General features: G+C 42.7%; 23 protein-coding genes. 16 read left to right on the forward strand and 7 right to left on the reverse strand.

Going from position 1 to position 25,568, the window contains the following annotated elements; all coding sequences use genetic code 11:
* The first annotated feature begins 147 nt into the window (after positions 1 to 147).
* On the forward strand, positions 148 to 2,610 hold the full coding sequence (locus ACFGVR_RS14545) for an outer membrane beta-barrel protein (RefSeq protein WP_448698038.1): 2,463 nt from the start codon (positions 148 to 150) through the stop codon (positions 2,608 to 2,610).
* 55 nt (positions 2,611 to 2,665) lie between these two features.
* Here the strand turns inward: ACFGVR_RS14545 and ACFGVR_RS14550 are convergent, their stop codons facing one another.
* Complete coding sequence (locus ACFGVR_RS14550; RefSeq protein ID WP_448698039.1) at positions 2,666 to 3,859, reverse strand: pyridoxal phosphate-dependent aminotransferase; 1,194 nt, start codon at positions 3,857 to 3,859, stop codon at positions 2,666 to 2,668.
* A gap of 190 nt (positions 3,860 to 4,049) precedes the next feature.
* Between ACFGVR_RS14550 and ACFGVR_RS14555 the strand changes: the two genes are divergently transcribed.
* Genes ACFGVR_RS14555 through ACFGVR_RS14570 form a run of 4 tightly spaced genes read left to right on the forward strand, consistent with a single transcriptional unit; the run spans position 4,050 to position 7,343 of the window.
* Entirely contained in the window at positions 4,050 to 5,024 is a 975-nt protein-coding gene (locus tag ACFGVR_RS14555; protein ID WP_448698040.1) for a cation diffusion facilitator family transporter, read from the forward strand.
* Positions 5,024 to 5,464, forward strand: a complete 441-nt coding sequence (locus ACFGVR_RS14560) for an NUDIX domain-containing protein (RefSeq protein WP_448698041.1) — start codon at positions 5,024 to 5,026, stop codon at positions 5,462 to 5,464. Before ACFGVR_RS14555 ends, ACFGVR_RS14560 begins: the two co-directional genes overlap by 1 nt.
* The gene (gene bioA, locus ACFGVR_RS14565; protein WP_448698042.1) at positions 5,461 to 6,726 is read left to right on the forward strand and encodes an adenosylmethionine--8-amino-7-oxononanoate transaminase; all 1,266 of its coding nucleotides are present in this window, start codon (positions 5,461 to 5,463) and stop codon (positions 6,724 to 6,726) included. Before ACFGVR_RS14560 ends, bioA begins: the two co-directional genes overlap by 4 nt.
* An 8-nt stretch (positions 6,727 to 6,734) precedes the next feature.
* Positions 6,735 to 7,343 (forward strand): hypothetical protein, encoded by a 609-nt coding sequence (locus ACFGVR_RS14570; RefSeq protein WP_448698043.1) that lies wholly within the window; start codon positions 6,735 to 6,737, stop codon positions 7,341 to 7,343.
* On the opposite strand, the gene ACFGVR_RS14575 is transcribed toward ACFGVR_RS14570, so the two are convergent.
* The 3 genes from ACFGVR_RS14575 to ACFGVR_RS14585 form a co-directional block, all read right to left on the reverse strand.
* A complete protein-coding gene (locus tag ACFGVR_RS14575; protein WP_448698044.1) occupies positions 7,340 to 9,208 on the reverse strand; it encodes an LTA synthase family protein in 1,869 nt (622 codons plus the stop codon). The genes ACFGVR_RS14570 and ACFGVR_RS14575 overlap by 4 nt on opposite strands.
* Before the next feature lie 78 nt (positions 9,209 to 9,286).
* Positions 9,287 to 9,943 (reverse strand): hypothetical protein, encoded by a 657-nt coding sequence (locus ACFGVR_RS14580; protein ID WP_448698045.1) that lies wholly within the window; start codon positions 9,941 to 9,943, stop codon positions 9,287 to 9,289.
* A gap of 43 nt (positions 9,944 to 9,986) precedes the next feature.
* The gene (locus ACFGVR_RS14585; RefSeq protein ID WP_448698046.1) at positions 9,987 to 12,098 is read right to left on the reverse strand and encodes a ComEC/Rec2 family competence protein; all 2,112 of its coding nucleotides are present in this window, start codon (positions 12,096 to 12,098) and stop codon (positions 9,987 to 9,989) included.
* A 102-nt stretch (positions 12,099 to 12,200) separates the two neighbouring features.
* Between ACFGVR_RS14585 and ACFGVR_RS14590 the strand changes: the two genes are divergently transcribed.
* Positions 12,201 to 13,808: a L,D-transpeptidase family protein gene (locus ACFGVR_RS14590; protein ID WP_448698047.1), complete on the forward strand. Its 1,608-nt coding sequence runs from the start codon at positions 12,201 to 12,203 to the stop codon at positions 13,806 to 13,808.
* Positions 13,809 to 13,957: 149 nt separating this feature from the next.
* A complete protein-coding gene (locus ACFGVR_RS14595; RefSeq protein ID WP_448698048.1) occupies positions 13,958 to 14,155 on the forward strand; it encodes a hypothetical protein in 198 nt (65 codons plus the stop codon).
* Between the two features lie 433 nt (positions 14,156 to 14,588).
* On the opposite strand, the gene ACFGVR_RS14600 is transcribed toward ACFGVR_RS14595, so the two are convergent.
* Positions 14,589 to 15,116: a phage tail protein gene (locus ACFGVR_RS14600; RefSeq protein ID WP_448698049.1), complete on the reverse strand. Its 528-nt coding sequence runs from the start codon at positions 15,114 to 15,116 to the stop codon at positions 14,589 to 14,591.
* 315 nt (positions 15,117 to 15,431) lie between these two features.
* Between ACFGVR_RS14600 and ACFGVR_RS14605 the strand changes: the two genes are divergently transcribed.
* Complete coding sequence (locus tag ACFGVR_RS14605) at positions 15,432 to 16,007, forward strand: dihydrofolate reductase family protein (protein WP_448698050.1); 576 nt, start codon at positions 15,432 to 15,434, stop codon at positions 16,005 to 16,007.
* Between the two features lie 141 nt (positions 16,008 to 16,148).
* Here the strand turns inward: ACFGVR_RS14605 and ACFGVR_RS14610 are convergent, their stop codons facing one another.
* Together ACFGVR_RS14610 and ACFGVR_RS14615 are read right to left on the reverse strand one after the other, a co-directional pair.
* Entirely contained in the window at positions 16,149 to 16,901 is a 753-nt protein-coding gene (locus tag ACFGVR_RS14610) for an ABC transporter ATP-binding protein (RefSeq protein ID WP_448698051.1), read from the reverse strand.
* Positions 16,898 to 17,629 (reverse strand): MlaE family ABC transporter permease, encoded by a 732-nt coding sequence (locus tag ACFGVR_RS14615; RefSeq protein ID WP_448698052.1) that lies wholly within the window; start codon positions 17,627 to 17,629, stop codon positions 16,898 to 16,900. Before ACFGVR_RS14615 ends, ACFGVR_RS14610 begins: the two co-directional genes overlap by 4 nt.
* 105 nt (positions 17,630 to 17,734) lie before the next feature.
* Between ACFGVR_RS14615 and ACFGVR_RS14620 the strand changes: the two genes are divergently transcribed.
* From ACFGVR_RS14620 to ACFGVR_RS14655, 8 genes are all read left to right on the forward strand, one after another.
* The gene (locus ACFGVR_RS14620) at positions 17,735 to 18,439 is read left to right on the forward strand and encodes an SDR family oxidoreductase (protein ID WP_448698053.1); all 705 of its coding nucleotides are present in this window, start codon (positions 17,735 to 17,737) and stop codon (positions 18,437 to 18,439) included.
* Positions 18,440 to 18,472: 33 nt separating this feature from the next.
* A complete protein-coding gene (locus ACFGVR_RS14625; protein ID WP_448698054.1) occupies positions 18,473 to 18,994 on the forward strand; it encodes a PspC domain-containing protein in 522 nt (173 codons plus the stop codon).
* Positions 18,995 to 18,997: 3 nt separating this feature from the next.
* The gene (locus ACFGVR_RS14630) at positions 18,998 to 19,993 is read left to right on the forward strand and encodes a LiaI-LiaF-like domain-containing protein (RefSeq protein ID WP_448698055.1); all 996 of its coding nucleotides are present in this window, start codon (positions 18,998 to 19,000) and stop codon (positions 19,991 to 19,993) included.
* 55 nt (positions 19,994 to 20,048) lie between these two features.
* A complete protein-coding gene (locus tag ACFGVR_RS14635) occupies positions 20,049 to 20,657 on the forward strand; it encodes an RDD family protein (RefSeq protein WP_448698056.1) in 609 nt (202 codons plus the stop codon).
* 129 nt (positions 20,658 to 20,786) lie between these two features.
* Complete coding sequence (locus tag ACFGVR_RS14640; protein WP_448698057.1) at positions 20,787 to 21,734, forward strand: GLPGLI family protein; 948 nt, start codon at positions 20,787 to 20,789, stop codon at positions 21,732 to 21,734.
* A 10-nt stretch (positions 21,735 to 21,744) separates the two neighbouring features.
* The gene (locus tag ACFGVR_RS14645) at positions 21,745 to 24,405 is read left to right on the forward strand and encodes a TonB-dependent receptor (RefSeq protein WP_448698058.1); all 2,661 of its coding nucleotides are present in this window, start codon (positions 21,745 to 21,747) and stop codon (positions 24,403 to 24,405) included.
* 51 nt (positions 24,406 to 24,456) lie between these two features.
* Positions 24,457 to 24,753 carry a hypothetical protein gene (locus ACFGVR_RS14650; RefSeq protein WP_448698059.1) on the forward strand — a complete coding sequence of 99 codons (297 nt, stop codon included), beginning with the start codon at positions 24,457 to 24,459 and terminating at the stop codon, positions 24,751 to 24,753.
* Between the two features lie 63 nt (positions 24,754 to 24,816).
* Entirely contained in the window at positions 24,817 to 25,506 is a 690-nt protein-coding gene (locus ACFGVR_RS14655) for an RDD family protein (protein ID WP_448698060.1), read from the forward strand.
* The last annotated feature ends 62 nt before the right edge of the window (positions 25,507 to 25,568 follow it).

Consider the following 25,568-nt stretch of genomic DNA (forward strand, 5'->3'; position numbering starts at 1 on the left):
TTTGTCATTTGAGTTACTAAAATATTTTTTTAATAACGGAGTTTTCTTTTTTTAAGAAATAAATTGTAGTTTCCGTTTGCTAATTCAATACAATGTAACTAATTTGTGACCAAATTTAGAGTATGGTAAACATTTACTAAGACACGGTTGAAATTTTACAAAAGTCTACTTTTTTTATTTATACTGACCAAATTTTATGCTGCTGATGCCCAAACTAATGATAGTAAGATCATTGGTAAGGTAGCAGATATTCAAAATGCTCCTATTAAGGATGTTACAGTATATCTTTTGCTACCGGCTGATTCCAGTACGGTGAAATTTGCCGTATCCGACAAAGACGGTAAGTTTGAATTCGACGGCCTGCAACCCAATAAGTATTTAATTAGTATTGAAAATATTGGATATGAGAAATTAATATCTGCTCCATATATTTTAAAGCGATCTGCAATTATCGATGTTGGGATAATCAAACTCAAGATTAATTACAAAAGCCTTAACACAGTTGACATTATTGCCGACAGGCCCTTCATTGAAACCAAACCCGGAAAAAAAATACTAAACGTTAAAAACAGTATAACATCGGCAGGCAGCAATGCCTTCGAAATTTTGAAAAAAGCACCCGGTGTTAAAATTGACAACGACAACAATATCAGCCTTGACGGGAAAAATAACGTATTGGTGTTGATTGACAATAAGCCGGCAAATATTCCCCCGGAAGCTTTGATAGAGATGCTGCAGAGTATGCCAAGCAACACGATCAGCCAGATTGAGCTGATCAATACGCCGGGTGCCAGGTATAATGCAGCAGGTGGCGGCGGAGCGATCAATATCAAATTAACCCGAAACGAAGATTTTGGAATAAACACTTCGGTAAATATAAACAGCGGGGTACAGCAGATAGGAGAAGGGCACGATTCGAAATACAGGGGGGGAGCCGGTGTTGTTTTTAACAGCCGGACTAAAGATTTAAACGTATTTGGCAATTACAGTTACTCCAATATACCCTACAACAGGATATTTTTGACAGACAGGTTTGTAAATTACAAAAATGTAATCACCGAAATAGATGCTGACTATTTTTCGGATCAAAGCAGGTTATCCAATAATTACCGGTTGGGTGCTGACTACAACATTAGTCCTAAGCATATTATTGGTTTTTTGGTTAAAGGTTTAACCACCAACTTTATGTTGAGCAAAAATACCAACACCAATATTATTAATCAGGGCAAAGTTGACTCAACAGTTGTAACCAACTCTTCTTTAAACAGCAAAGCATCACAAATAGCATTTGATTTAAATTACAAAGGAAATTTCGATAAGGCGGGCGTATTATCTATTGACCTTGATTATTTTACCTACACCCGTAATCCATTAGAAATTATTAACAGTGAATATTTTAATGGTGTCTCCCGCCAGCGTTATCGTACTTTAACAATACAAAACAGCTTTCCATCCAACTATAAGATATATACGTACAATATTGATTATACTTTCAATTTGTCTCCAACGTCAACGTTAGTGGCTATTGCCAAAACCGATTATGTTAAAACGCATAATAATTTAGATTTTGGTGAGATAGTTAACCAGGTTTATCAGCCTGATGCGAAGTTTACAAACCAATTTGATTTTACAGAAACAGTTAATGCCGGGGGCATTGTTTACAATAAATCTTTTAATAAGAAAATCAGCCTCGAAGCAGGCTTAAGGGTAGAACAAACTATTTCGGATGGTGAATCAATAACCGGTAAAACGGGCGTTAAGAATAACTACATTGATTTTTTTCCGAGTTTGAAAATTACAGATATGGTGAATAAGGATAATGTTTTGCTCTTAGCTTATGGAAAAAGTATACACCGCCCGTCGTATACCGACCTTAATCCGTTTATAGCCTACCAGGACCAGTATAGCTATTATATGGGCAACGCATATTTAAAACCTTATTATCTTAATACTATTGAATTACAGCATACTTATAAAAACAAGTTTACAACTACGCTGCAGTTTTCGGTAACAAACAACTTTGCGCAATCAATTTTTATTCAAAATGACAGTACTAAAATATTGGTTACGAAAAAGTCAAATTTAGGCAATAGGTACGTTTATAGTATTGGGTTTAATGGGCAGTTTGATCTTACATCGTGGTGGAATGCCAATGTCAATTTAACAACATCGTATCAAAGGTTAACAGCCAGTGCAGCGGAATCTTACCTAAACCGTTCGGGAGCCGATGCTGACATAAGCGTTGCACAGTTTTTTACCGTATGTAAAACTATTAAAGCCGAATTGGATGGTGAATATGAAATACCAACAACCTTCGGTGTAAACGAATATAGAGCAGCATATCATTTTGATGCAGGCATTACTAAAACCATAAGCAGGCAAGCAAGTTTGGCTTTAACTGTAAATGATATTTTTAATAGCAAACGTAACAGATTTACTTCTACCTATCAAAATTTAGATGTTACCGGTAATGATAAAACCGAATTCAGGGTTATTTTGCTAAGTTTTACTTACAAGTTTGGTAATAAAACAGTTAAGGCCGAACGTACACGTAAGACGGGCGCCGAGCCGGAACAAAACAGAGCCGGCACCGGTAATGGTCCGCAATAAAAAAAGGTATCTATGTTTCCATAAATACCTTTCTTCTAAAAAACGGTACTAAATATTATTTTAATTTAGCCAGAGCCTCTTTAATGCGTCTCATGGCTTCAATCAGTTTATCTTCGGCTGCAGCGTAAGATATCCGGATAGATTTTGGATCGCCGAATGAATCGCCGCCTACGGTAGCCACATGTGCTTCTTCTAACAGGAATATGCTTAACTCGTCCGAATCGTTAATGATTTTGCCGTTATAGCTTTTGCCGAAGAAGGAAGTTACGTTAGGGAAGAAGTAAAAAGCGCCATCAGGCAGGTTTACTTTTAGTCCAGGGATATCTTTCAACAGATCGTAAACAATGCCACGACGTTTGCGGAATGCCTCACGCATTTCTAATACCGACTCTAATCCACCTTCAGAAGCGGCAACGCCGGCCTTCTGGGTGATAGAGCAGGTACCCGATGTGATCTGGCCCTGTAATTTATCACAGGCTGCAGCGATCTCTTTGTTTGATGCTGAATAGCCTATGCGCCATCCGGTCATCGCGTAAGCTTTTGAAAAACCGTTGATGATGATCACGCGGTCTTTAACAGAAGGAAATGCAGCGATTGAAGCGTGCTCTTCGACAAAGTTAATGTGTTCGTATATTTCGTCCGAAAGGATATAAACATGCGGGTGACGTTCAAAAACCTCAACCAAACCTGCTAATTCTTCTTTGCTGTAAACACTACCTGTTGGGTTACAAGGTGATGAGAACATAAATAGCTTAGTTTTTGGCGTAATTGCAGCCTCTAATTGCGCAGGCGTAATTTTAAAGTTGTTTTCTACGGTACTGTCAATAAATACACTAACACCTTCGGTTAGTTTTACAACTTCGGAGTATGATACCCAATAAGGAGTAGGGATAATAACTTCTTCGCCGGGGTTAACCAATGATAATAAAGCGTTGGCAATAGCTTGCTTGGCACCGGTTGATACAACTATCTGGCTTGCATCGTAATCCAAACCATTCTCGTTCTTTAGCTTATTTGCAATAGCTTTACGCAGTTCGGGGTAACCCGCAACAGGCGTATAGTAAGTAAAGTTTTGGTCCATAGCCTGCTTGGCAGCAGCCTTTATGTGTTCCGGGGTATGAAAATCCGGTTCTCCAAAACTCAGGCTGATCACATCAACCCCTTTAGCTGAAAGCTCGCGGCCCAGCTTAGCCATTTTAATTGTTGCTGACTCGGATAAATTGTTGATCCTATCGCTTAATGCACTCATAATTGAATTTGTTGTATTTGCGGGCAAATATAGAAAATAACTTTACTGGTAATGAGGCTTATTGCCTATTAATTTTATATACAAAGTAGCTTTATTTGAATAAATATGAAAGTTGTAAAATTTCAACATTGTGCCCTGCGAAAAAGCTAAGATGGAAAATTTGCCTAAGTTTGCCCCAAATTAAACAGTTTTGCAAGAACAGCGCCGTATAATCCTGATTTCGCTTATTACGGGTGCCATATTAATGGCGGCCAAATTTACCGCATACTTTTTAACCAATTCAAACTTTATATTAACCGATGCGGCTGAAAGTATTGTAAATGTACTGGCCAGCGCGTTTGCTTTTTTCAGCATTTATTTAGCGGCTCAGCCTAAAGATGTTAACCACCCTTACGGACATGGTAAAGTGGAGTTCTTTTCGGTTTTTGTGGAAGGGATACTTATCCTGATAGCCGGTACTATCATTATTTTTAAATCGGTTTATGGTTTGCTGAGCCCACACCCTGTGCACGAAATATTGCTTGGGGCCTCCATTATCGGCGCAACCGGCGTTGTTAACGGTGTACTTGGCTGGTACCTGATACAGAAAGGGAGATCGCTAAATTCAATAACCCTTGATGCTGATGGCCGGCATTTGATCACAGATATGGTTACCAGCGCCGGCTTGGTGATCGGCCTTGTTTTGATCTACTTCACTAACATTGTTTTGCTGGATAATGTACTGTCTATTGTAGTGGCTTTATACATTGTTTATACCGGTTATAAGCTTACGCGGAAATCTGTTGGCGGATTGATGGACGAGGCCGATCTGAAAATGGTAGAGGGGATTGTTAAAGTATTGAATGATCAGCGCAAAGAAGACTGGATTGATATACACAATCTGCGTGCGCAAAAGTATGGTAACGAGCTGCATATTGATTGCCACATGACACTGCCTAATTATTTTGATCTGAACAAAGTGCACGATGAGGTTAAACAAGTTGACCGGCTGATCAATGTCGGGGTGAGTGTTAAAACCGAATTGTTTATCCACACCGACCCTTGTATACCCGAATGCTGCCATTATTGCAGGATGCCTAATTGCCCCATCCGTTCGGAAGTGAAAACGAAAGATATTGAATGGACAATGGAGAACGTAACACGTAACAAAAAACACTTTGAATAATGCACCCATTTAACGTTAGAGTATACGGCCTGTTGATCAACGACGAGAACGAAGTATTGATCAGCGACGAACAGGAGTTTGGCAAGCGGTTCTCCAAATTTCCGGGCGGTGGTTTGGAGTTTGGCGAAGGTTTGATAGACGGATTGAAACGCGAGTTTATTGAAGAGTGTGATATGGAGATCGGCATGGTAAAGCATTTTTACACGACCGATTTTTTTGTCAAGTCGATATTTAACGAGTCGCAGCTGATCAGCGTTTATTACCTGGTAAAAAATATACAGCCGGTAAAATTGGTTATCAAATCTGAGCAGTTTGATTTTGATGGGGAAGGTGATGTACTGCAAAGTTTCAGGTGGGTAAAGATAAGTGAGTTGAGAAAAGAAGACCTGACCTTTCCGGTAGATCAGTATGTGGTTGGACTGATGCATAAACAATTATGAATTTAACGGAACGCGATTTAAAAGTAATATGGCACCCTTACACGCAAATGCAAACGGCCATGCCACCTATCCCGGTAGTGAGGGGAGAGGGTGTGTTGCTTTTTGATGAGAACGGCAAAAGTTATATCGATGCGGTGTCGTCATGGTGGGTAAATATTCATGGGCATGCGCACCCGTACATTGCCGAAAAGGTAGCCGCCCAATTAAAAGTATTGGAGCATGTAATATTTGCGGGCTTTACACACCCCACGGCAGTTGAATTAGCCGAACGCCTTTTACAGATCATACCCGATAACCAGGCTAAAGTTTTCTATTCGGATAATGGCTCAACAGCAGTCGAGGTTGCCATAAAAATGTGCCTGCAATACTGGAGCAACAAGGGCCACAAACGCAGTAAAATGCTTGCCTTTAAAAACGCGTACCACGGCGATACCTTTGGTGCGATGGCAGTAAGCGGGCGCAGTGCCTTTACCAAACCGTTTGATAACCTGCTGTTTGATGTGGAGTTCATTGATCTGCCCAATGCGGGAAACATAGATAGTCTCAAATCTCACATCTCACATCTCAAATCCGACTTAGCCTGCTTTATTTTTGAACCGTTGCTGCAGGGTTCGGGTGGTATGCTGATGTATGAAGCCAGCTACCTGGACGAGCTGATGGCTCATTGCCGCGCTGAACAGGTGTTTACCATTGCCGACGAAGTGATGACGGGTTTCGGCCGCACGGGCGAGCGCTTTGCCTGCGATCATCTGCAGCAACAGCCCGATGTAATGTGCTTTTCTAAAGGCCTTACCGGCGGCACCATGGCACTGGGGATAACAACCTGTACGCAGCAAATTTATGATGCTTTCCTTTCGGATGATAAACATAAAACGCTGTTTCATGGGCACTCGTTTACGGCAAACCCCGTGGCTTGCGCCGCGGCTTTAGCCAGTATGGATCTGTTTCTGCAGCCCGAAACAATGGCCAATATCAAAAGGATAGTAGCCAGTCACCGGCAATTTGGTGAAAAAATAAAGGGACATCCTAAGGTTAAAGAAGTGCGCCAAACCGGTACCGTTATTGCCATTGAATGGGAAACGGGGGCAGGAACTTCGTACTTCAGCACTCTTCGCGACAAGCTGTATCAATACTTTTTGGATGCCGGCATTATTTTGAGGCCGTTAGGCAATGTACTGTACATTTTACCCCCGTATTGCATTAGCAATGATCAGCTCGGCTATATTTACAGCAAAATAGAAGACGCTTTAAATACGTTTTAAAACCGATTATGGAAAATTTATTAAGAACGATAGTTGCCGATACCGATATGCACGCCCGCTGGCTCAATACGCTTTCGCTGATGGAGAATACCGGCGCGCGAAAAATTTCGGCAAGTGAGGATACGGTTAACGTTACCTATATTATACTAAAACATGCTGCCGAAGAACATCGCCATGCTTTTTACCTGAAAAAGCAATTGGAGAAATTAGGCAAGGATTTTTGCCCAACCTACGCCCGCGAATACCTGCTGGCACCGGGGCACAGCAAATACTATCTCAATTACCTGGATGTTGAAGTTTGCAGATATTTAAAGAACGAATTAAACCTGAGCGGTGGCGAGTTGCGTTTTGCAGCATACCTGCTGGTTACTTATGCTATTGAGGTACGGGCTGACGAACTTTACCCGGTTTACCAGCAAGCTTTGGATGATGCAGGCAGCAAGGTGAACGTAAAATCCATCATACTGGAAGAAGAAGGCCACCTGGAAGAAATGATCAACCAGCTTAAATCCTTTTCGACCGACTGGCAAGTACATGCCGATAAAGCAGTTGAGATTGAAACCGGTTTGTTCAATAACTGGATAAAGGGCTTGAAAGAGGAAGTTAATGCTGCCTAATAAGCCATATACTCTGTAAAGATCTGTTGCAAAAAGGCCTTGCTGTAAAGCAGGGCTTTTTCGTTAGTAGCTTTATCGGCTTTAGGATTTTGGATATACACTACCTGTTTGCCCAGGTTATCAAACGATATGGTTTGCCCGTTAAGCATAAAGCCCATACCATTATCCCAATCAAAAAATGCAAAAGGTTTGCTACCAGGGTTCAGCAGATCTTTTGACCACTTGAACTGATCGTAAGGCAGATCTAACTGTGCCAGCAACGTTGCCGCAATATCGGTTTGATTACCCAGTTTGCTCACTTTCATGCCACGGTATTGCTCTTTGATTGCATCGCCAAAAAACAACAGCGGAATATGATATTTCGAAGGTTGGTATGATTCGGAAGTGTTACGCGGTAAACGATGGCCATGATCGGCAACCAAAATGAACAAAGTGTTTTTATACCAGGGCTGTGTTTTGGCATGCTCAAAATAAGCGTTAAGGCACGAGTCGGTATAATAAGCCGTGCTTCTGAACTTGTTGGATACGTTTGCGCCAGGGAAATGCGCTTTGGCCGGCATGTCAAAAGGCTCGTGGTTGGTTAATGTTTCAACCAGCGAAAAGAACGGCTGCTGCTCCGTGTTCAGGTATTGGATGTGTGTATCCAGCAAAGTACCGTCGTTAACGCCCCATTTTGAATCTACCAGGCTGCGATCGAAATTATTCATACCGGTAATATGCGCTATTTTATGTGTCAGCATGTACGATTTGAAATTCATGTACTCTACCTCGCCACCATAAAAGTAAGATGTTTTATAGTTTACCGGTACCAACACTTCGGGTATGGCAGGTAGTTTTTCCTGCTTGGTATTATTGGTGATAATGGTGCGAATGGCTTGCGATGGAAAACCGCTTAGTATGGCTACCATGCCTTTATCGGTACGGTCGCCGGCAGCATAAACACTATCAAACAACACACCATGCTGGATAAATTTTTCGAAATTTGGACATACGCCTTTATCACCACCTAATGATTCGATCACATCGGCCGTAAAACTCTCCAACTGAAAAATAACAATGTTTGGCCGTTTGGTTTTCAGGATATGCAAAGTGGTATCGGCCTTTTGCATAAATAACGAGCGCGAAAGGCTATCGGCTTCTTTTGGCGCCATAAACATATAAGGGTTATGTGCTGCCCGTAAGTTCTCAAATATGTTATCAAACAGGTTCCACTCGGTGTTTAATGCCGATTGGTTAAGTATCTGCTTCGACGAAAAGTAAGCCATACTTTGGTTGGCCGGAGTAGTTTGCCAGCCGCCGCGCATTGCTGTAATGGTAACGAAGATCAATACCGCCGAATACGCAATTTTTGATGCTGTTTTTACATGCGGCGCTTTGTAGCGATAGTCGATGAGCCAGTTTGATAGCAAAACACCTAATGCTAACAGCACCACTCCAATGATGATACAGGGAACTATCGGGGCCGACCCGCTTGAGGCCAGCGACTCGGAAAATTGGTGGATAATACTATCAAAAACGCGGTAATTGACTTTAGTGCTCCATTCCTGGAAGATGTTATAATCGAGTATAGTTAAGAAACAAACCAGTAATAAACAAAGCCAGATATACAGCTTGAAGAATATAGGTTTAACTTTTGCCCCTGGTATAAACCAAACAGTAATGGCAACTAATAACGGTATAACGGTAATGTAAGCAGCGGTAGAAAGATCGAGCCTGAGGGCATATAAGAACGATTCAAGGATCTCTTTAAAGCTGGCTATTTTAAGCTTACTGCGAAAATAGATCTCGAACGAGATTCGCGTTAACGCAAAAAACAGCAGCCAAAAAACAAGGAATCTAAATAAAACAACGAGATTCTTTAGCATGGGCACAAAAATAAGTAATTAAGCCGATGTTAAAAGTTAATTTAACATCGGCTTAATGTGTACAATAACAAGTTGCTGTTATTGTTTGCGGCCACCCATGGCTTTCAGGTCTGATAATGATATTTTGTCGTAACCTGCATCTATTTTAAAAGTGCCTGCAGGTACTTTTTCGTCGCTGATAGATTTTAAGGTAACAGCCTGGGCCACTTTGGCACCTGCTGGTATGTACGAAAATTGTACAGGCACACCTTTTACTGTGGCAAAGCTGCGGGTTAAAATATTACTTGGTGCGCTAATATCAGTTGTAACCCACAGATCGTACGAAGTGTTGGTTTTAGTGTCCTTAGCAATATATTTTGTGCAGTTGTAATCACCTATCTTTTTGGTTTCGGTAGTGGCTGTAAAAGCATAGGTTGGCTCAGAGTCGCCGGCCTCTTCTATCTCGCCCGGAGTTGCAATAGCGGCTTTTTTCATCGATGCTACAGGTACATCAACCAAAATAGCAAAATAATCGTTTTTTGTGGTCGTGATCATTTTAATGGTTGCCGGGCCTGCCGAATATTGAAATGATGAGCTATCGGCAGTGAAATAGGATTTGCCTTCAACATCCTGACCCATGGCGTTAATGTTATAGGTAGCAGTACCTTGTGTATAGGTTTTTTGTGCTTTTGCTGCAATTACTGTAGTAGTAAGCGCAAGGCCAAGGGCGATTGTTTTAATGGTTAGCATGTTCATTGATCAGTTTTTTTACTGGAAGTTTATTGGTTTTATTTATTGTTTAACGTTTAGATACGATAATGATCGAATTGTTACGCTTCAGAGTTTTTAAATCTGCTTTAGCTAATAGGGCCTCCGCTTGTAATTTGCTGATCAGGTTATTTGAGTTATGGCCGTCAACTATCAGCGTCTTAAAATTATAGTTTCGTTTTAACCAGGCAAGGTCAGTTTTAGGGCTGCCGGTAATGTAAATATAATCCAAATTTATCTTCCCTGCAAATAAATTATTGGATGTTGCCTTATCTATGATCAATATTTTTTTATCGCCAAACTGCACTAAACCCCGTTGCTTGGCCATGTAATTATAGCTGATATTGCCTGTAAGACTGATGTTTTGCAGACTGGTTATCTTACAGCTATCCAGGTACGGCTGTATAGAGTATTGATAGTTTTTGTCCTGAGGGGTTAGATCGGTTACTAATACAGCCTGCTCGCCATTCCTCAATAAAATAGCCGTGTTTTTCCGTAAACTAAAAAACGTAATGCTATTGGTGTTCATCGCATAGTAACGCTTTATACTTATGCTTATCGCGATAAACGCCAGCAGCAAAAAACTTACTTTTAAGGGTCTTTTGTTTTTGTTAACCACCACATAAAACGCACTGATCAGTAAGCCATAAAATAAAACGGATTCCACTGGGTTGAGCCATATTTTATTGATGCTGCCCAATGGTGCATGCTCAATTGCAGATAAGGTTCGGGTCATTATTACGATGGTTTTCTCAATAAACCAGGCTAAGGCCGACGAAATTACAGGGATGTTAGGCAAAATAAGATAAGCAATGCCACCGTACATCACAATGAGTGATGGTACGATAATAAACAGGTTGCTTACCAAAAACAAAACCGGGAAATCGTGAAAGTAAAACGCGCTTACCGGGAACAGGATGACCTGGGCAGATATGGATACCGAACAAACCATCCACATCTCTTTAGCCAGTTTACTTTTAACAGTAACCCATTTATAAATAACAGGTTGCAGTATGATGATGCCGAAAACCGCGAGATAGGAAAGCTGGAAACCTGCATCGGTGATCAGGAAAGGATTATACAGGAGCAATATAAATGCCGATACGGCTAACAGGTTGAGCCGGTTGATATGCCGGTTAAAGGCAAAGCCCACAATAAAAAAGGTCAGCATAAGCGATGCCCGGCAAACTGCCGGCGAAAACCCGGTAATAAGCGCGTAACACCAGATAGCCGTAATTGATAAGATGGCTTTGATAACCCGGCCATACTTTTGCGGCGGTAAAAACACCAGTATAAAACTGATGAGCAAATAAATTAAGCCAACATGCATACCCGAAACCGATAACAGATGCATAGTACCGGTTTTTGAATACGCTTCCTGCACCTCTTTACGCAGATCTGCCCGGTAACCTAAAATAATGGTCGAGGCTACAGCCAGCGCATCAGTATCGCGGATGCTGTTGCGTAGTTTTTCAACAAAGTGCCTGCGCAATCTCAGGGCGCTACTTACCAATACGTTTCCCTGGTTATGATTGATGATCACAACCTGTTGCGCCGCTAAAAAACTTTGCTGGTAAATATTTTGGTGCGCCAGGTAAGCTTTATAGTTAAACTCTGCGGGGTTTAAAGGCGGTTCAACCGGGGTAAAGTTTGCCGGGATAAGCAATTCATCACCATAAACAAAATTGTTTTTTGATGCGCTGTCTACGCGGACGGATACCATCAGGCTTCCGGTAACGGGATGGACAACGTTTTTACTTTTGGCCTGCTCAACCAGGGCCGTAAAGCGTAAAACGTTTGAACTAAGTTTAGGCTCGTTGCTGATGCGGATAAGCAGGTGGTCTGATGTGGTTTTTGAAAAATGATCCGCAAAATTGATCTCGCGCCTCGCTTCAATACAGCACACCCCGGCCAGTAAAAGCAATAGGTTTACTATCAGGCCGCCTATCCATTTGGCTTTGTAAATGTTGAGTTTGCGATACGCGATATTGCATACAACAAACACCGCGAGTAATACGTAAAACAAGGTATACAACCAAAACATAAACCCATCGTACCGAAAAATAATGGCAAAAGCCAGCCCTGCTAAAAATGGCAGCAGCAGTGTCAGTAATGGTATTTCTGCTTTGTTAAATGCGGACATGGAATATTAAACCGGCTAAGTATTTTATAATGATACTAATAAATTGATAAGGGCTACAAATTTTGTCTAATTTTGCATCGATCTTTTTGATCTATTGATTACATGGCTAAAATCCTATTTAAGCGTTCTTTCTTGTTTCTGCTCATCATTGTTGCCGTTATATCGGGTTGTAAACATAAACCCGAAATTGCCGGTAAACTATACGAACGCTATCAAAACAAAACCTACGAGGATTTTGATACCGCTGCCTATCATGCCGAATTTAAAAAGCAGTTTGCCGCGTTAAAGCCCCGGTTGCGCCATACCGACGTGATTGAAAAATTCTATACCGAACAGAACAACGAGCCGCATTTTGTAAACCAGTTTTTGGTTAACGGACAGATCAATACACTGGTGCAGTATTTGAGCCGGGCCAACGAGCATGGCCTGGATACCGTGATGTTTCATCCCGGGCAGATCACCGCGCTGCTCAACCAAATACATGCCAACCGTTTTACCAATATTACACAGGTTTACCCGGTGTTTGCTAAACTGGAGATCATAACGGCAAGCGCGTTCCTCAACTATTCGGGGGTGGTGCACTTTGGCGTGGTTAACCCGCATAGCCTGTACCGCAGGTATGATATGGTGCCTAAACGGCCCGATAGCGCTTTCTACCAGTCGGTGTTCAATACACCCGATATGGCGGTTTTTTTGCATGATATCCAGCCGCAAAGCCCGGCATATCTGGCATTGAAAAAAGCATTGGCTGCTATCAATACCAATTATGTGGATAGCGGTAAAATGCAGCGTATGCGCATCATCAAGCTCAATATGGAGCGCCTGCGCTGGCAAAATCCCGAAAAGGAAAGCAAGTACATCTTCGTCAATATCCCATCGTTTACTTTGCAGTGGATCGAAAATGGTAAGCCGGTATTGAGCATGAAGGTTTGCGTAGGCGAACCCAAGGGCCCTAATTACGATGCACAACTTTTGCACTACCTGGAAACCCGGAAACTTGACGATAAGCCTGCAAACCACGAAACCACCATTTTAAACAGCCGGGTAACCACTATACAGCTTAACCCAACCTGGAGTATCCCGAGCAGCATCGCGCAAAGCGAAACCTACTTCAATATCCAAAAGAACCCCGATTACCTGGCCGACAATAACATCCGGGTTTACAGCAAGTATACCGACCGTGAGGTTGACCCCGATACCATAAACTGGAGCCGCATAGCCCGCGATAAAATGCCGTTCAGGTTTCAGCAGGATGCCAGTGATCAGAATGCCCTCGGCAAATTGAAATTCATCTTTGAGAACGAGGCAGGTATTTACCTGCACGATACCAATAACAAGGCCGGTTTTTTAAAACCCTGGCGCGCCATTAGTCATGGTTGTGTGCGGGTGCAGGACCCATTGATGCTGGCACAGCAGCTCATTGGCGATACCACGCGTATGGACGGCATCCGTATGGAGGTTGGCCTTGCGCCGCGCGACTCTGTAAACAAAGCAAAATATGCTAAAATGCAACAGGCGCGCCTGGCACCGGGTTTTCAGCTCAAATCAAAATTTCTGGATGTGCCCAATAAAGGCGTGCAGGTATTTATAGATTATTATACCTGTCTGCCCGATGACAAAGGCGAGCTGCAATTTTACTACGATGCTTACCACATGGACGAAGTACTGGAAAAAGCCATGGGCAAATACTTCGCTAAATCAACCCGGTAATAAACTATTAAAAACAGGGTGTCATGGTGAGTTTGTCGAACCATTGTGCGGTGGCCTTGTTCTCTATCCAGGAATCAAACTTCTTTGCTTCTGTGATTTGTAACAAAATCCGTAAAATTTAGTTTAAATACAGAAAAACATTCGTTACCATGAAAAGCAGAGATTCAAGCCTCCTTTACCTGGCATTAGGTATATACACCTTAATGGTGAACTGGTATTATAACCACAACTTGCTGTACCTGTTACTGAGCTATATTTTCTGGCCGCTATACATTATTTACGAGCTGCTCACCGGCGGATTATCCCATGGTATGTGGAAGACCATCCCGCTTTCATATTTTAAGTAAAGTTAGAACAGTAACACATTTTAGTCTTGTTTCTTCGCTCTTGATTACTGCTTCTGTAAGAGGGGGGTATTTGTCGGTATTTTTTACAAATACTTTTTCAATTCCTTATTTTAAGCCCACAGCAGGGGTTTTTAATTTTTAGCACCCATAAAACAGGGGGGTATAAGGTGGGTATACCCACCTTGTGTTTGCAAATAGATCAAAGAACGTTATTCTTTCTATATTTAATCATTCAAAATTCAGTCATTCAATTATTAACATGGGGGGGAATTGTAAGAATTTTTTCCTGATTCATAACTCCGGCATCCTCTATCTTCCTCAATAAATATACTAAAATTTCTGCAGATAATAAAGCATTACGGATGTTATTTGACAAATACTGTCATAAAAAAAGCCCGTAACTACGGGCCTTTTTTATGCGCTTTTTTGAATATTAGCTTGGCCTTACCGGGAACATTCCGTTCACACAAATAATAAACCCAACTACCAGCAAAGGCTGTATATTGTTATGCGCCTGCGATTGACCGGCGGGGTTTATGGTGTCGGCAGAAAGCATAACATCCGGTTTGGTAGTTCCGGGAGCAAAATTTAAAGTGGTTTTAGTTGACGATGCAATTAAATTTCCCGATGCCGGAGCTACAGTTGCAAGTGCCGAACTGGCGTTAACATTGTGAGTATGGGTCGGGATCTGCGACACCGTTAACGCTACATTCTCTACTCCGGCTATTTGGCCCATATTGTATTGCGAAAGCCCTGTGCCGTGCCCGCGGTGAACAGGTACCCGGCTTCTAAAATCAGGGAGGTTAAAAGTAGTTGTGCCGTTGCCGCCAAAAGTAATACCAAGCAGCGAATATAATGCCTGGTACTGCATGATCTGTAATGACTGCCCGTCGCAGTAAAGCCAGTTTTGGGGTGCGAAATTGCCCGCAAACATGCGGATCTCTCCAATAGTTCCGTCCATTTTTTAAGTTTTTAAAGGTTATGATAATGTGATTAGATATCATCAAATATTAAGATATTTTATCAGATTATTTATTTTTTTGGAGAAAAAATACAATCAACTTTCTGATTAATTGCGAGTTAATTGTATCGTATTGTTATTAAATTGTCTGTTTTAAAGCCTGGGGCGTGGCAAATTGATAGTTGTCGTAAATTACCCGTTATTTGTCGGTTTCCCCCCTTAATTCTATTACCGATATCCCTTAGATTTGTATCATAAATAAAATATTACTCCAAAAAAGCATTAACAAACAAGCTAATTAAACCAACAACCAATATGGGAAAAATTGTATTATTCATGCATACGTCGCTGGATGGCTTTGCTGCCGGTAAAAAAGGCGAAATGAATTGGATCCATGTAGAACAGGAAATTTTTGATTATGTTGAAGAAAGGATCGCTAAAACCAACACGGCATTATATGGCAGGGTTACCTTTGAGATGATGGAAAGCTACTGGCCAACGGCGGCGGAGCAGCCCAACGCATCCAAGCACGATAAGGTACATGCGGCCTGGTATAAGAGTGCGCACAAAGTAGTGTTGTCAAATACGCTTGACCAGGCAGCATTCACCAATACAACAGTGATCGGGAAGAACCTTCCCGCTGCCATTAACAAGTTAAAGCAGGAAACCACAGGAGACATCCTGTTATTCGGAAGCCCTTCCGCGGCGCATACCCTTCTGGCAGAAGACCTGATCGATGAATGCTGGCTTTTCGTTAACCCGGTATTGTTGGGCGAAGGGATTGCAGTGTTTAAAGGTATTAAAACAAGGCAGCTGTTAAAACTTGTTAAAACGCATGTTTTTAGCTCAGGCGTAGTGTGCCTGCAACACGAACTAAAGCGCGAAAGCTAAGCTGTGGTCCGCATTTGTGAGCCACACCAACTAAATATAATTTCAGGCTAAGGTCGGTGTTATCACCGGCCTTAATCGCTAATAGAATTCAACCAAGCCAGGCAAAATCAGCGAAATCAAAAAATCACAACAAATCAGCGGTCAAAGCTTTTCCCTTGCTGCCTGCATAAATTTACTGGCAAACACAAAGTCGTTCAGCTCCTGGTTGTCGGTATGGGCGATCTCTTTATTGGTGCCTTCCCACCATTTTTTACCATCGTGTAAAAAAATAATATGGTCGCCAATACCCATTACCGAGTTCATATCGTGCGTTACGATCACCGTGGTGGTTTGGTATTCCTGGGTTATCTCAGCTATCAGTTCATCTATCAGGATGGATGTTTTAGGGTCGAGGCCCGAGTTTGGCTCATCCACAAATAAATACTTAGGCTGCATGGATATGGCACGTGCAATACCCACCCGTTTTTTCATCCCGCCCGAAAGCTCAGCCGGAAAAAGCTTATTCTTTCCCACAAGGTTAACGCGCTCCAAACAAAAATTGGCCCGGTCAATCTTTTCAGCTTTACTCATGGTGGTAAACAGGTTAAGCGGGAAAATGATATTGTCCTGCACGCTCATAGAGTCGAACAATGCTGAGCTTTGAAAAAGCATCCCTATTTGTTTGCGGATGGGTACGCGCTCCACAAAATGCATTTTGGTAAAGTTCTCGCCATCGTATATCACTTCGCCTTCGGTAGGTTTATGCAGGCCCACAATACACTTCAGCAGGGTGGTTTTACCCGACCCTGAGCCGCCGATAATGAGGTTGTTTTTACCGGCTTTAAACTGAGCATCAATACCACGCAATACCTGGTTATCGCCAAAAGTTTTATGGATGTTTATCGTCTCTATCATAACATTATACGTGATACAACCAGGTCGGCAAATAAGATCATGATACAGCTGTAAACCACACCCTTGGTGGCCGACTGGCCAACTTCAAGCGCCCCTCCCGAGGTGTAAAAACCCTGGTAGGCGCAAATAGAGGTAATGATAAAACCAAAAGCGGTAGCCTTTACCATCGATACCTGTAAAATGATCACCTTAAAGCCATCGGTTAAGCCGGTAATATAATCAGATGGCGATACCTCGCTTGATGCCGCGCAGGCAATATAACCGCCAACCAAACCCAGGCAAATTGATATAATGGTGAGGAAGGGGATGGTAACAACACCCGCTATAATTTTAGGCGATATGAGGTATCCGGGAGCGTTAACCCCCATAATTTCGAGCGCGTCAATCTGTTCGGTTACGCGCATGGTGCCAATTTGCGAGGCAATGCTCGAACCTACCCGGCCGGCCAGTACCAGCGCCGATATGGTAGGGCTAAACTCCAATATGGTCGAATCGCGGGTAATGGTACCCACAATCGTTTTCGGGATCAGGTCGCTTACCAGCTGGAAAGCCGTTTGTATAGTAGCAACTGCACCTATAAACACCGATATAATGGCCACAATACCCAACGAGCCAATTCCCGTCGATACCATTTCGCGCATCACCTCGGCCCAGTAAACGCTGAATTTTTCGGGTTTTTTAAAAGCTAATCGTAATAATAAAATGTAGCGTCCAAGATTATAAAGCATTCCTTATGGTTAGATTGTGGGCTAAAATACACTTTTTCGGCAAATGTTTGACCTATATATAACGTAATATGGGTAACATTGCTTTGTTATGTCTAAATTTAAAATATGAACAACCTCATCATTACCGGCGCTACCAAAGGCATGGGCCGTGCAATTGCCAAAGCTTTCGCCATACAAGGATTAAACATGGCACTTTGTTCGCGCAATTACTCCGAATTGTTACTTTTTCAGGAAGAGCTAAAGCAGCTTAACCCTGATATCAGGGTCATTATCCGGGCAACCGATGTTGGTGTTAAAGAAGAGGTTTTGGCTTTCGCCGGATACGCCGAGCAGGAGCTGGGTTTTATCAGCGTCATCGTTAACAACGTAGGCATCTACGAGCCCTCGAGCATACTGGATGATGAGGAAGATACCTTCGGAAAACTGATCGGTGTTAACCTGATGCCCGCCTATGAGCTTTACCGTTATTTTGGTAAAACCATGATGGCAGCAGGCAAAGGGCACATTTTTACCATTTGCTCGGTAGCAGCCATAAACCCGGTTGTACAAGCCGGAACATATACTGTAACTAAATTCGCACTGCATGGTCTAATTAAGGTAATGCGACTCGAAATGCAGGAATATGGTGTTAAAGTAACCAGTGTTTTGCCGGGATCGACGTTAACGGAATCATGGACTGATACAAGCCTTTCGGCCGACAAGTTTGTATCGCCTGATGATATTGCTTCGGCAATAGTTTGCGCCTATAAAATGTCACCCGGCGCAAATGTTGATGAGATCATGGTCACGCCGGTTTCGGGTCAGTTATAAATTAACTAAATAACAATTAATTAAAACTGAATCATGGAAAACAAATTATACCGCGATGAGAACGCCAAAGTAGTTGGCGGTGTTTGCGCGGGTCTTGCCGATTATTTTAACGTAGATGTAAGCCTTGTACGTGTTGCCTTTGTATTTGCAATGGTAGTGTTAGGCACAGGTGGGATGCTTTATATTATTTTATGGATAGTACTACCTAAAAAGGACTATTTTGCCAACCCTTTGGTTGATTATACCGTACCGCCCCAACCCGGTAATTTGATGTTTGTTAAAAAGAAACCAAGCAGCGCTGCTATTATAGGCGGTACCATATTGATCCTGCTGGGCGCTTATTGCCTGCTCGATCAATTCGACCTGATCCCTTATTTTGAGCTGCACAGGTTTTGGCCGGTGATATTTATCATTATTGGCCTGGTGCTTATTTTTAATCCCGATAAACGGAAACATTTTGAGAGTGCGCCATGGGATAAGAAACAAGACCCGGAGGTTAACTCACCTGCGCCCGAAACCAAAGAAACCAATACCGATAACCCTGAAATAATTTAAGCCATGAGAAGCGATAAACTTGTACCGGGTACTCTCCTGGTGATAATAGGCATTGTATTTTTGCTCAACAACTTTGGGGTGATCGATTTTAGCTGGTGGACCTTTTTCAGTCTGTGGCCCATCTTGCTCATCATTGGCGGCGTTAACCTGGTTTTTGCACATAACCGTTCGGCCTGGGCAATTATTTTAAAAATGGCAGTACTGGTAGGCGGTATGGCGATATTGATAGTTTCTGGTCTTAATCATCACGATAGGGGATGGCCGGCCTGGGTATTTCGCTTTGACCGCAATTATAACAATAACGACAATAACCGCGACGATGATGATATTGATACCGCTAACGGCGAGCGTGCCGTTGTAAAAGTTGACGGTAACAGCATTTACCGCCAGGCGTACAAACCTGGTTTGCAAACGGCTAAACTCAATATTACCGGCGGTGCCACTACTTATAGTTTAAAAGGCGTAACCAACGATCTGTTTGTAGCTACAACCAAAGAGTATAACAATCATTACAGTTTAAAAACACATACCGACAGCACCCATGCCGAGATCGATTTTGATATGAATATGCATAAGCATAGCTCATGGCATTTTGATAACAAACGCGAAAACCGTGCTGATATCGAGCTGAACTCAAATCCCGAGTGGGATATCGACCTGGAATCGGGTGCCTCGAAGGCCGATTTCGACCTGTCGCCCTTTAAGGTTAAAAACTTAACCATACAGGGCGGAGCCTCATCATATACGGTTAAGCTGGGGCAGCCATTGGCAAAAACCAGCGTTGATATTTCAACAGGCATGGCATCGGTAACGTTGTACATTCCAAAAAGCGCGGCTTGCCACGTAACCGTAGATACCGGCTTATCATCAAAAAACCTCGAAGGTTTTAATAAAAGGGATGATGATAGCTATGAAACGCCGGGTTTTGACAAGGCTACAAATAAGATCGAAGTATCATTCGAAGCCGGGATGTCAAACCTGAAGGTGATCCGTTATTAATTAAAATTGATAGATTTAAAGGGAGCAAATATTTGTTCCCTTTTTTTGTTTACACATGGCCGAAGCATATATCCTGGTTGTTAACGGTAAGCCCGAAGGGCCTTACACCATCGCGCAGTTAAAAGCGATGGGTATCCGCTCCGGCGATTTTGTAAAAACCGAAGCCATGGATGATTACAAAGAAGCACACGAGATAGCCGAACTGCGAACGCTGTTCGGTTTTAAGTTCCAGCCGGTAATGCCGCAATACTTTGGCAGTTTTGACCAGCGCCTGCTGGCTGCCGTTATCGACTGGCTGCTGGTATTGGCTGTTATATTGATACCCGTTTGTATCGGTGTACTGATAACCGGCGACCAATTGATCCGGATACTGCTATCCGCCAGTATATTGATCCTCGTTCCTGTCACCAACCTCATATACCATATCGTGATGGAAGGCTCATCGCGGCAAGCAACCTACGGTAAAATGATCTTAAATATCCGCGTATGCGATGCGGATGCCACGCCAATAAGTTATGGCAAAGCCACAGCACGAAACCTGGCCAAAATATTTTCTGTACTGCCTTTTGGCGCAGGCTACCTGTTCAATTTCTTCAACAAAAAACAGCAATGCCTGCACGATATGATTGCCGGAACGCTGGTGATGAAGGACCGGCTGATTTAATCTCTCTGTATCCTTTTGTTAAAATTTGTTAAATCAAACTAAAAGATTAGTTAATAACTAAATGTTTAGTTATGTTTGATCTGTTAATTTAATTTGAACACGAAAAAACTATCAAGCCTCATTACAGATATGAAAGCAAAATTACTTACCCCGATTGTTTTAATGCTCACTGCCTTATCGGCAATAGCACAAAAACCCGATTCAGCACAGGTGATACTGCGCTATAAATTTACCCACGTGCGCGATACCCTGAACCGCGATAAGCCCTATACCGAAAATATGATGCTTGCAGTTGGCCGAACTGCCAGTGTATACAAAAGCTATGATAAACGGCTGCAAATGGAGCAGATGAAAAAGCAGATGGCCGATATGCAAAAATCGGGTACGATGGGGGGGCAGATGAACTTTAAATCGGGTGGCCCGAATGTTACCCCCACCGAGATATTCCAGTTTCCCACCATCAACAAAATGGTACGTAAAGAAAAGCTGATCAACAGTTACCTGATAGATGAGCCGTACCCGGCCATTGCCTGGAAAATAAGCAGCGATACGGCAACCATTTTTAATCTGCATTGCCAAAAAGCAACCGGGCATTTTATGGGCCGCGATTACGTAGCCTGGTTTTGTCCTGATCTGCCGTTCCGCAATGGTCCGTGGAAACTTTGCGGCTTACCGGGTTTAATTGTAGAGGCGCATGATGTTAAAAACGAGGTGATCTTTAAATTTGATGGGGTAGAAGAGATCGTAAAATCGGCGCCCGATGCTAATTCAGTTGAGAATGGGGTATCAGAGCGTGGCGGCCGTGTAATGGTGCTGCTTGGTGGCGATGATAACCAGGATCCTAATGCCATTGCACTTCCGGCCAACGGTATTAAAACCACGCAAAAGGAATATGATAATTTAAGGGAAGCTATGCGGAAAGACCCGCAGGCCTTTATGCAATCGGCGTTGGCAGGCATGGGCGGCGGTGTTAAATTTAACCGTGCAGATGGCGGCGGCCCGCAAATAAGCATAAAAGCAGGTCCCGAAAATAAAACCGTGATCAACAACCCGATTGAGTTGCCCGAAAAAAAGTAAACCCACAGCTATGAAACATATTTTGACCCTCATTTGCTGTGTAATGATCACGGCCGGAGCCCTCGCACAAAAAATTACGGGTAATGTAACCGATAGTGTAGGCAAAGCCGTGCCTTTTGCCAATATTACATTAAAGGCGCCGGGCAATCTCATTATTGCCTTTACATCATGCACCGATAAGGGGGCCTATAACCTGCCGGTGCCTGCCGATGCGCCTAAAGATGGGTTAATGCTCGAAGTAAGCTGCGTTGGTTTTAATAAGGCCAGCAAACCGGTAACAGCTTATACTGCGCCCTATAATTTTACATTAAAGGCCAATAACGGCCAGCTAAAGGCTATCACTGTAAAAAGCGGCAGGCCACATTTAAAAGTAAGCGGCGATACCATCAGCTATAAGGTGTCCGACTTTAGCAACCCGCAGGACAGGGTGATAGGTGATGTGATTAAAAAACTGCCGGGCATGGATGTGGATAAATCGGGTAAGATAAGTTACAATGGTAAGGCTATTTCAAACCTGTATATCGGCGGCGATAACCTGCTGGATGATAAGTATAACATTGCTACCAACAATATCCCCAACGGCGTGGTTGACCAGGTGCAGGTAATGGAAAACCACCAGCCGGTTAAAATGCTTAAGGATAAAGTGGTTAGCGATGATGTTGCCCTTAACCTCACCATAAAAAAAGAAGCCAAACTGCAATTGGTAGGGCAGGAGACCGTTGGCGGCGGTTTGCCCGGAAAGTACTACGAAGACCTTAATGCCATGATGTTTAAAGACAAGTACAAGGCCATTAATTATTTAAAGGGTAATAATACGGGTAACGATGTAGCCTACGACCTGATATCGCATAACTTTTCGGATTACATGAACCGTATTGATAACCAGGTGCCGGGTACGGTACTGTCGTTAGGTACGGCCGGCGACCCCGACCTGCCTCGTAACCGCTACCTGTTTAACCAGGCAGGAATAGTTAATTTAAACAACCTGGTGAACGTAAAAAAGGATATGCAGTTGCGCGCCAATATCTCTTACCTGCACGATACCCAGAAACAGGATTATCAAAAAAACACCAGTATTTTTTTACCTAACGAAACCATCCAGTACAGCGAGTATCAGCATAACCGGCGCCAGCCCGATCTGTTTCACAGCCAGCTGTTGTTAAATATCAATAAGGATAAATATTACCTCAATAACTCGTTGGTGACAGATTATAGCCACAATACCAGTTACAGCGACCTCACCACCAACGGGGTAAACTATAGCCAGGTTTTCAGAGACAATACCTTTAATTTTTCGAACGAGTTTAACCTGATGAACACACTCAGGTCCAACCGCATTATAGAGGTATATTCGTACATCAACCGTTTGGACGAACCCGAAAACCGCATCATAGCACCAAACTTTGAACCGGATATCTTTAACAAAAACGTGCCGTACAGCCAACTGGTGCAAAATGTCAGTATCCCAACCTGGTTCACCAATAACTATGTATCGTTTAAGCTTCCATCCACTAATTTTACGCAATCGTACAAAGCGGGTTTAAGCCTGCAATCACAAACACTGCAATCGGCATTAACTACCGTACAAACTAATGGCAGCGAAAAGTTAGGTTCGGACAGTACCCGCAATAACCTCGACTGGACCCGTCGCAAAATATATGCCCAGGCCGATTATGATGTTCCGGGCCAGATCTTAAAAGTAACTGTCTCCTTACCGCTCACGTTACAAAACCTCAGCTACCGCGATCCGCTGTTCGCCCTGGATAAATCGCTAACCCGTTTGTATTTCAATCCGCGGGTAAACATCAAATATCAAAGTGGGGTTGAAAATTACTTTACCCTGGGTTACAGCCTTCGCAACGATATGGGCACCATACAGGATATTTACGCCGGAGATATCCTGGTTAACTACCGCTCGTTGTACGCCAACAATGCCGATCTGAGCGAACGCAAAACACAAGCTGCAACGCTGGGCTTTAATTATCGCAAGGCGCTAACTTTGTTCTTTTTCGGCGTCAATACTTCATATATCCACACCACATCAAACAATATTTCGTCGAGCATTATTAACAACAATATCCAGCAGCGTATCGTACTGCCGTTTGAAAACTCGGTCAACTCGTACACTATCAGCGGTAACATCAGTAAATATGTGTTTAGCCTGCGCACAACGGTTAGTGCCGGTGCAGGGGTACAGGCATCGCACTCCAACCAGTTTTATAACGGTATTTTATTGCCTTACAACACCATATCAACAGCGCTTAGTGCAGGTTTTGATACCAAGATCAATAACCAGGTAAACCTGAGCTATAAGGCCAGTTATAACCAGGTAACCAGTAAGTCATCGGCGCAAGCCAACAGCGCGGTTTTAAAGCAGTTGCAGCAGCAGGGCTCTGTTAACTATAATCCTTCCGACAGGTTGTTCATCAAATTATCCGGCGACCATTATTTTACCCAGCAAACCCAGGCTAATGATCTGAGCTATGTTTTTGCCGATGCCACCGCCAGGTATAAGTTCAATAAACCTAAGATCGATATTGAGCTAAGTGCCAATAATTTGTTCGATACCAGAACGTACAACGCACTATACCTATCGGCAAATACGTTTACTTCAAATAGTTATACCATACCCGGCAGATATTTCCTGGTGAAACTGTTCTTTAACATCTGACAAAACAAAAAGCACCATCATGCGTTGTTATTATTTACAAATATCAACGCTATGCTTGCACAACACGCCAGCATTAAAATTTATGATGATGTTTCTGGTTCGGGTCGCGAAGTATTGGTAACTCCGCTTTTTTTGCAAAACCAACATGATCCATGGCAACCCAATGAAATATTTGATGTGGCCGAGGCTGCCCGCTTAACCGCCGGTACCTGGGAGCCGCACACTGAACCGGTTTCCCTTTGTAAAATTATTGTTAATGATAAAAAGGAATGGCGCTTTGAGGGAGAAAATAACCTAACTGATGATGAATTGAAAGAAATAGCAGGGTTTGTGCTGGATGGTGAATAAGCAATGATTCAAGTATTAATGTAAAAACTTTTATTTTTGCTTATAGTCCCACTTAGTTAATCAATGAACCGAGAGTATTTTATTTTAAAGCAAGGCCAAAAACTTGGCCCCTTTACCGACGAGGAATTAATGGACAGGCCGTTGGAACCTGACGATATGGTTTTATCGCCTGATGAAACCGATTTTAGACCTGCCCACAGTTTATCCGAGTTCGACGATTATTTTAAAAGCGAAGGCATTTATTATCCCACTATCGAAAATACCCGCGGTTACCGTTTGCGCCTGCCTGCGTTTATTATCGACCTGATCATAATTATTTTTGGCACCTCCATTTTTGGCGCTATTTTTTTTGGAAAATACATGGCGCAGCTTGAAGCCATTTTTCCGATAAATGCTCTTGGCGACCAGGCAAAAATGCACGCTATTTTTGAACACCATTATAACGAATTACTGGTTGTACAGATTGCCTTTATTTTGGTGACGTTTATTTACCACTCGCTATGCGAATCAAGCAGGATGCGTGGCTCGGTAGGTAAATATATTTTTGGTTTGGCCGTTGTTGATGAACTGGGTTATAGCTTAAGTTTCGGGCAGGCCGCAGGGCGTAACCTTGGCAAATTAACTTACGAGCTGTTGTCGTTTGTTATTGGCTTTTTGGCTTACCTGCTATTGATCAGCATCCCTTTTACACTTACGCACCAGGCCCTGCACGATAAAATGGCCAATTGCTTTGTGGTAAAGAAAAATGCATAAAAGTATAAGCAGCCGTTGCAACTTTGCGTCTTAACACCTTTGCGCGATAATTTATGCGTATC

The sequence above is a fragment of the Mucilaginibacter aureus genome (assembly GCF_053514885.1).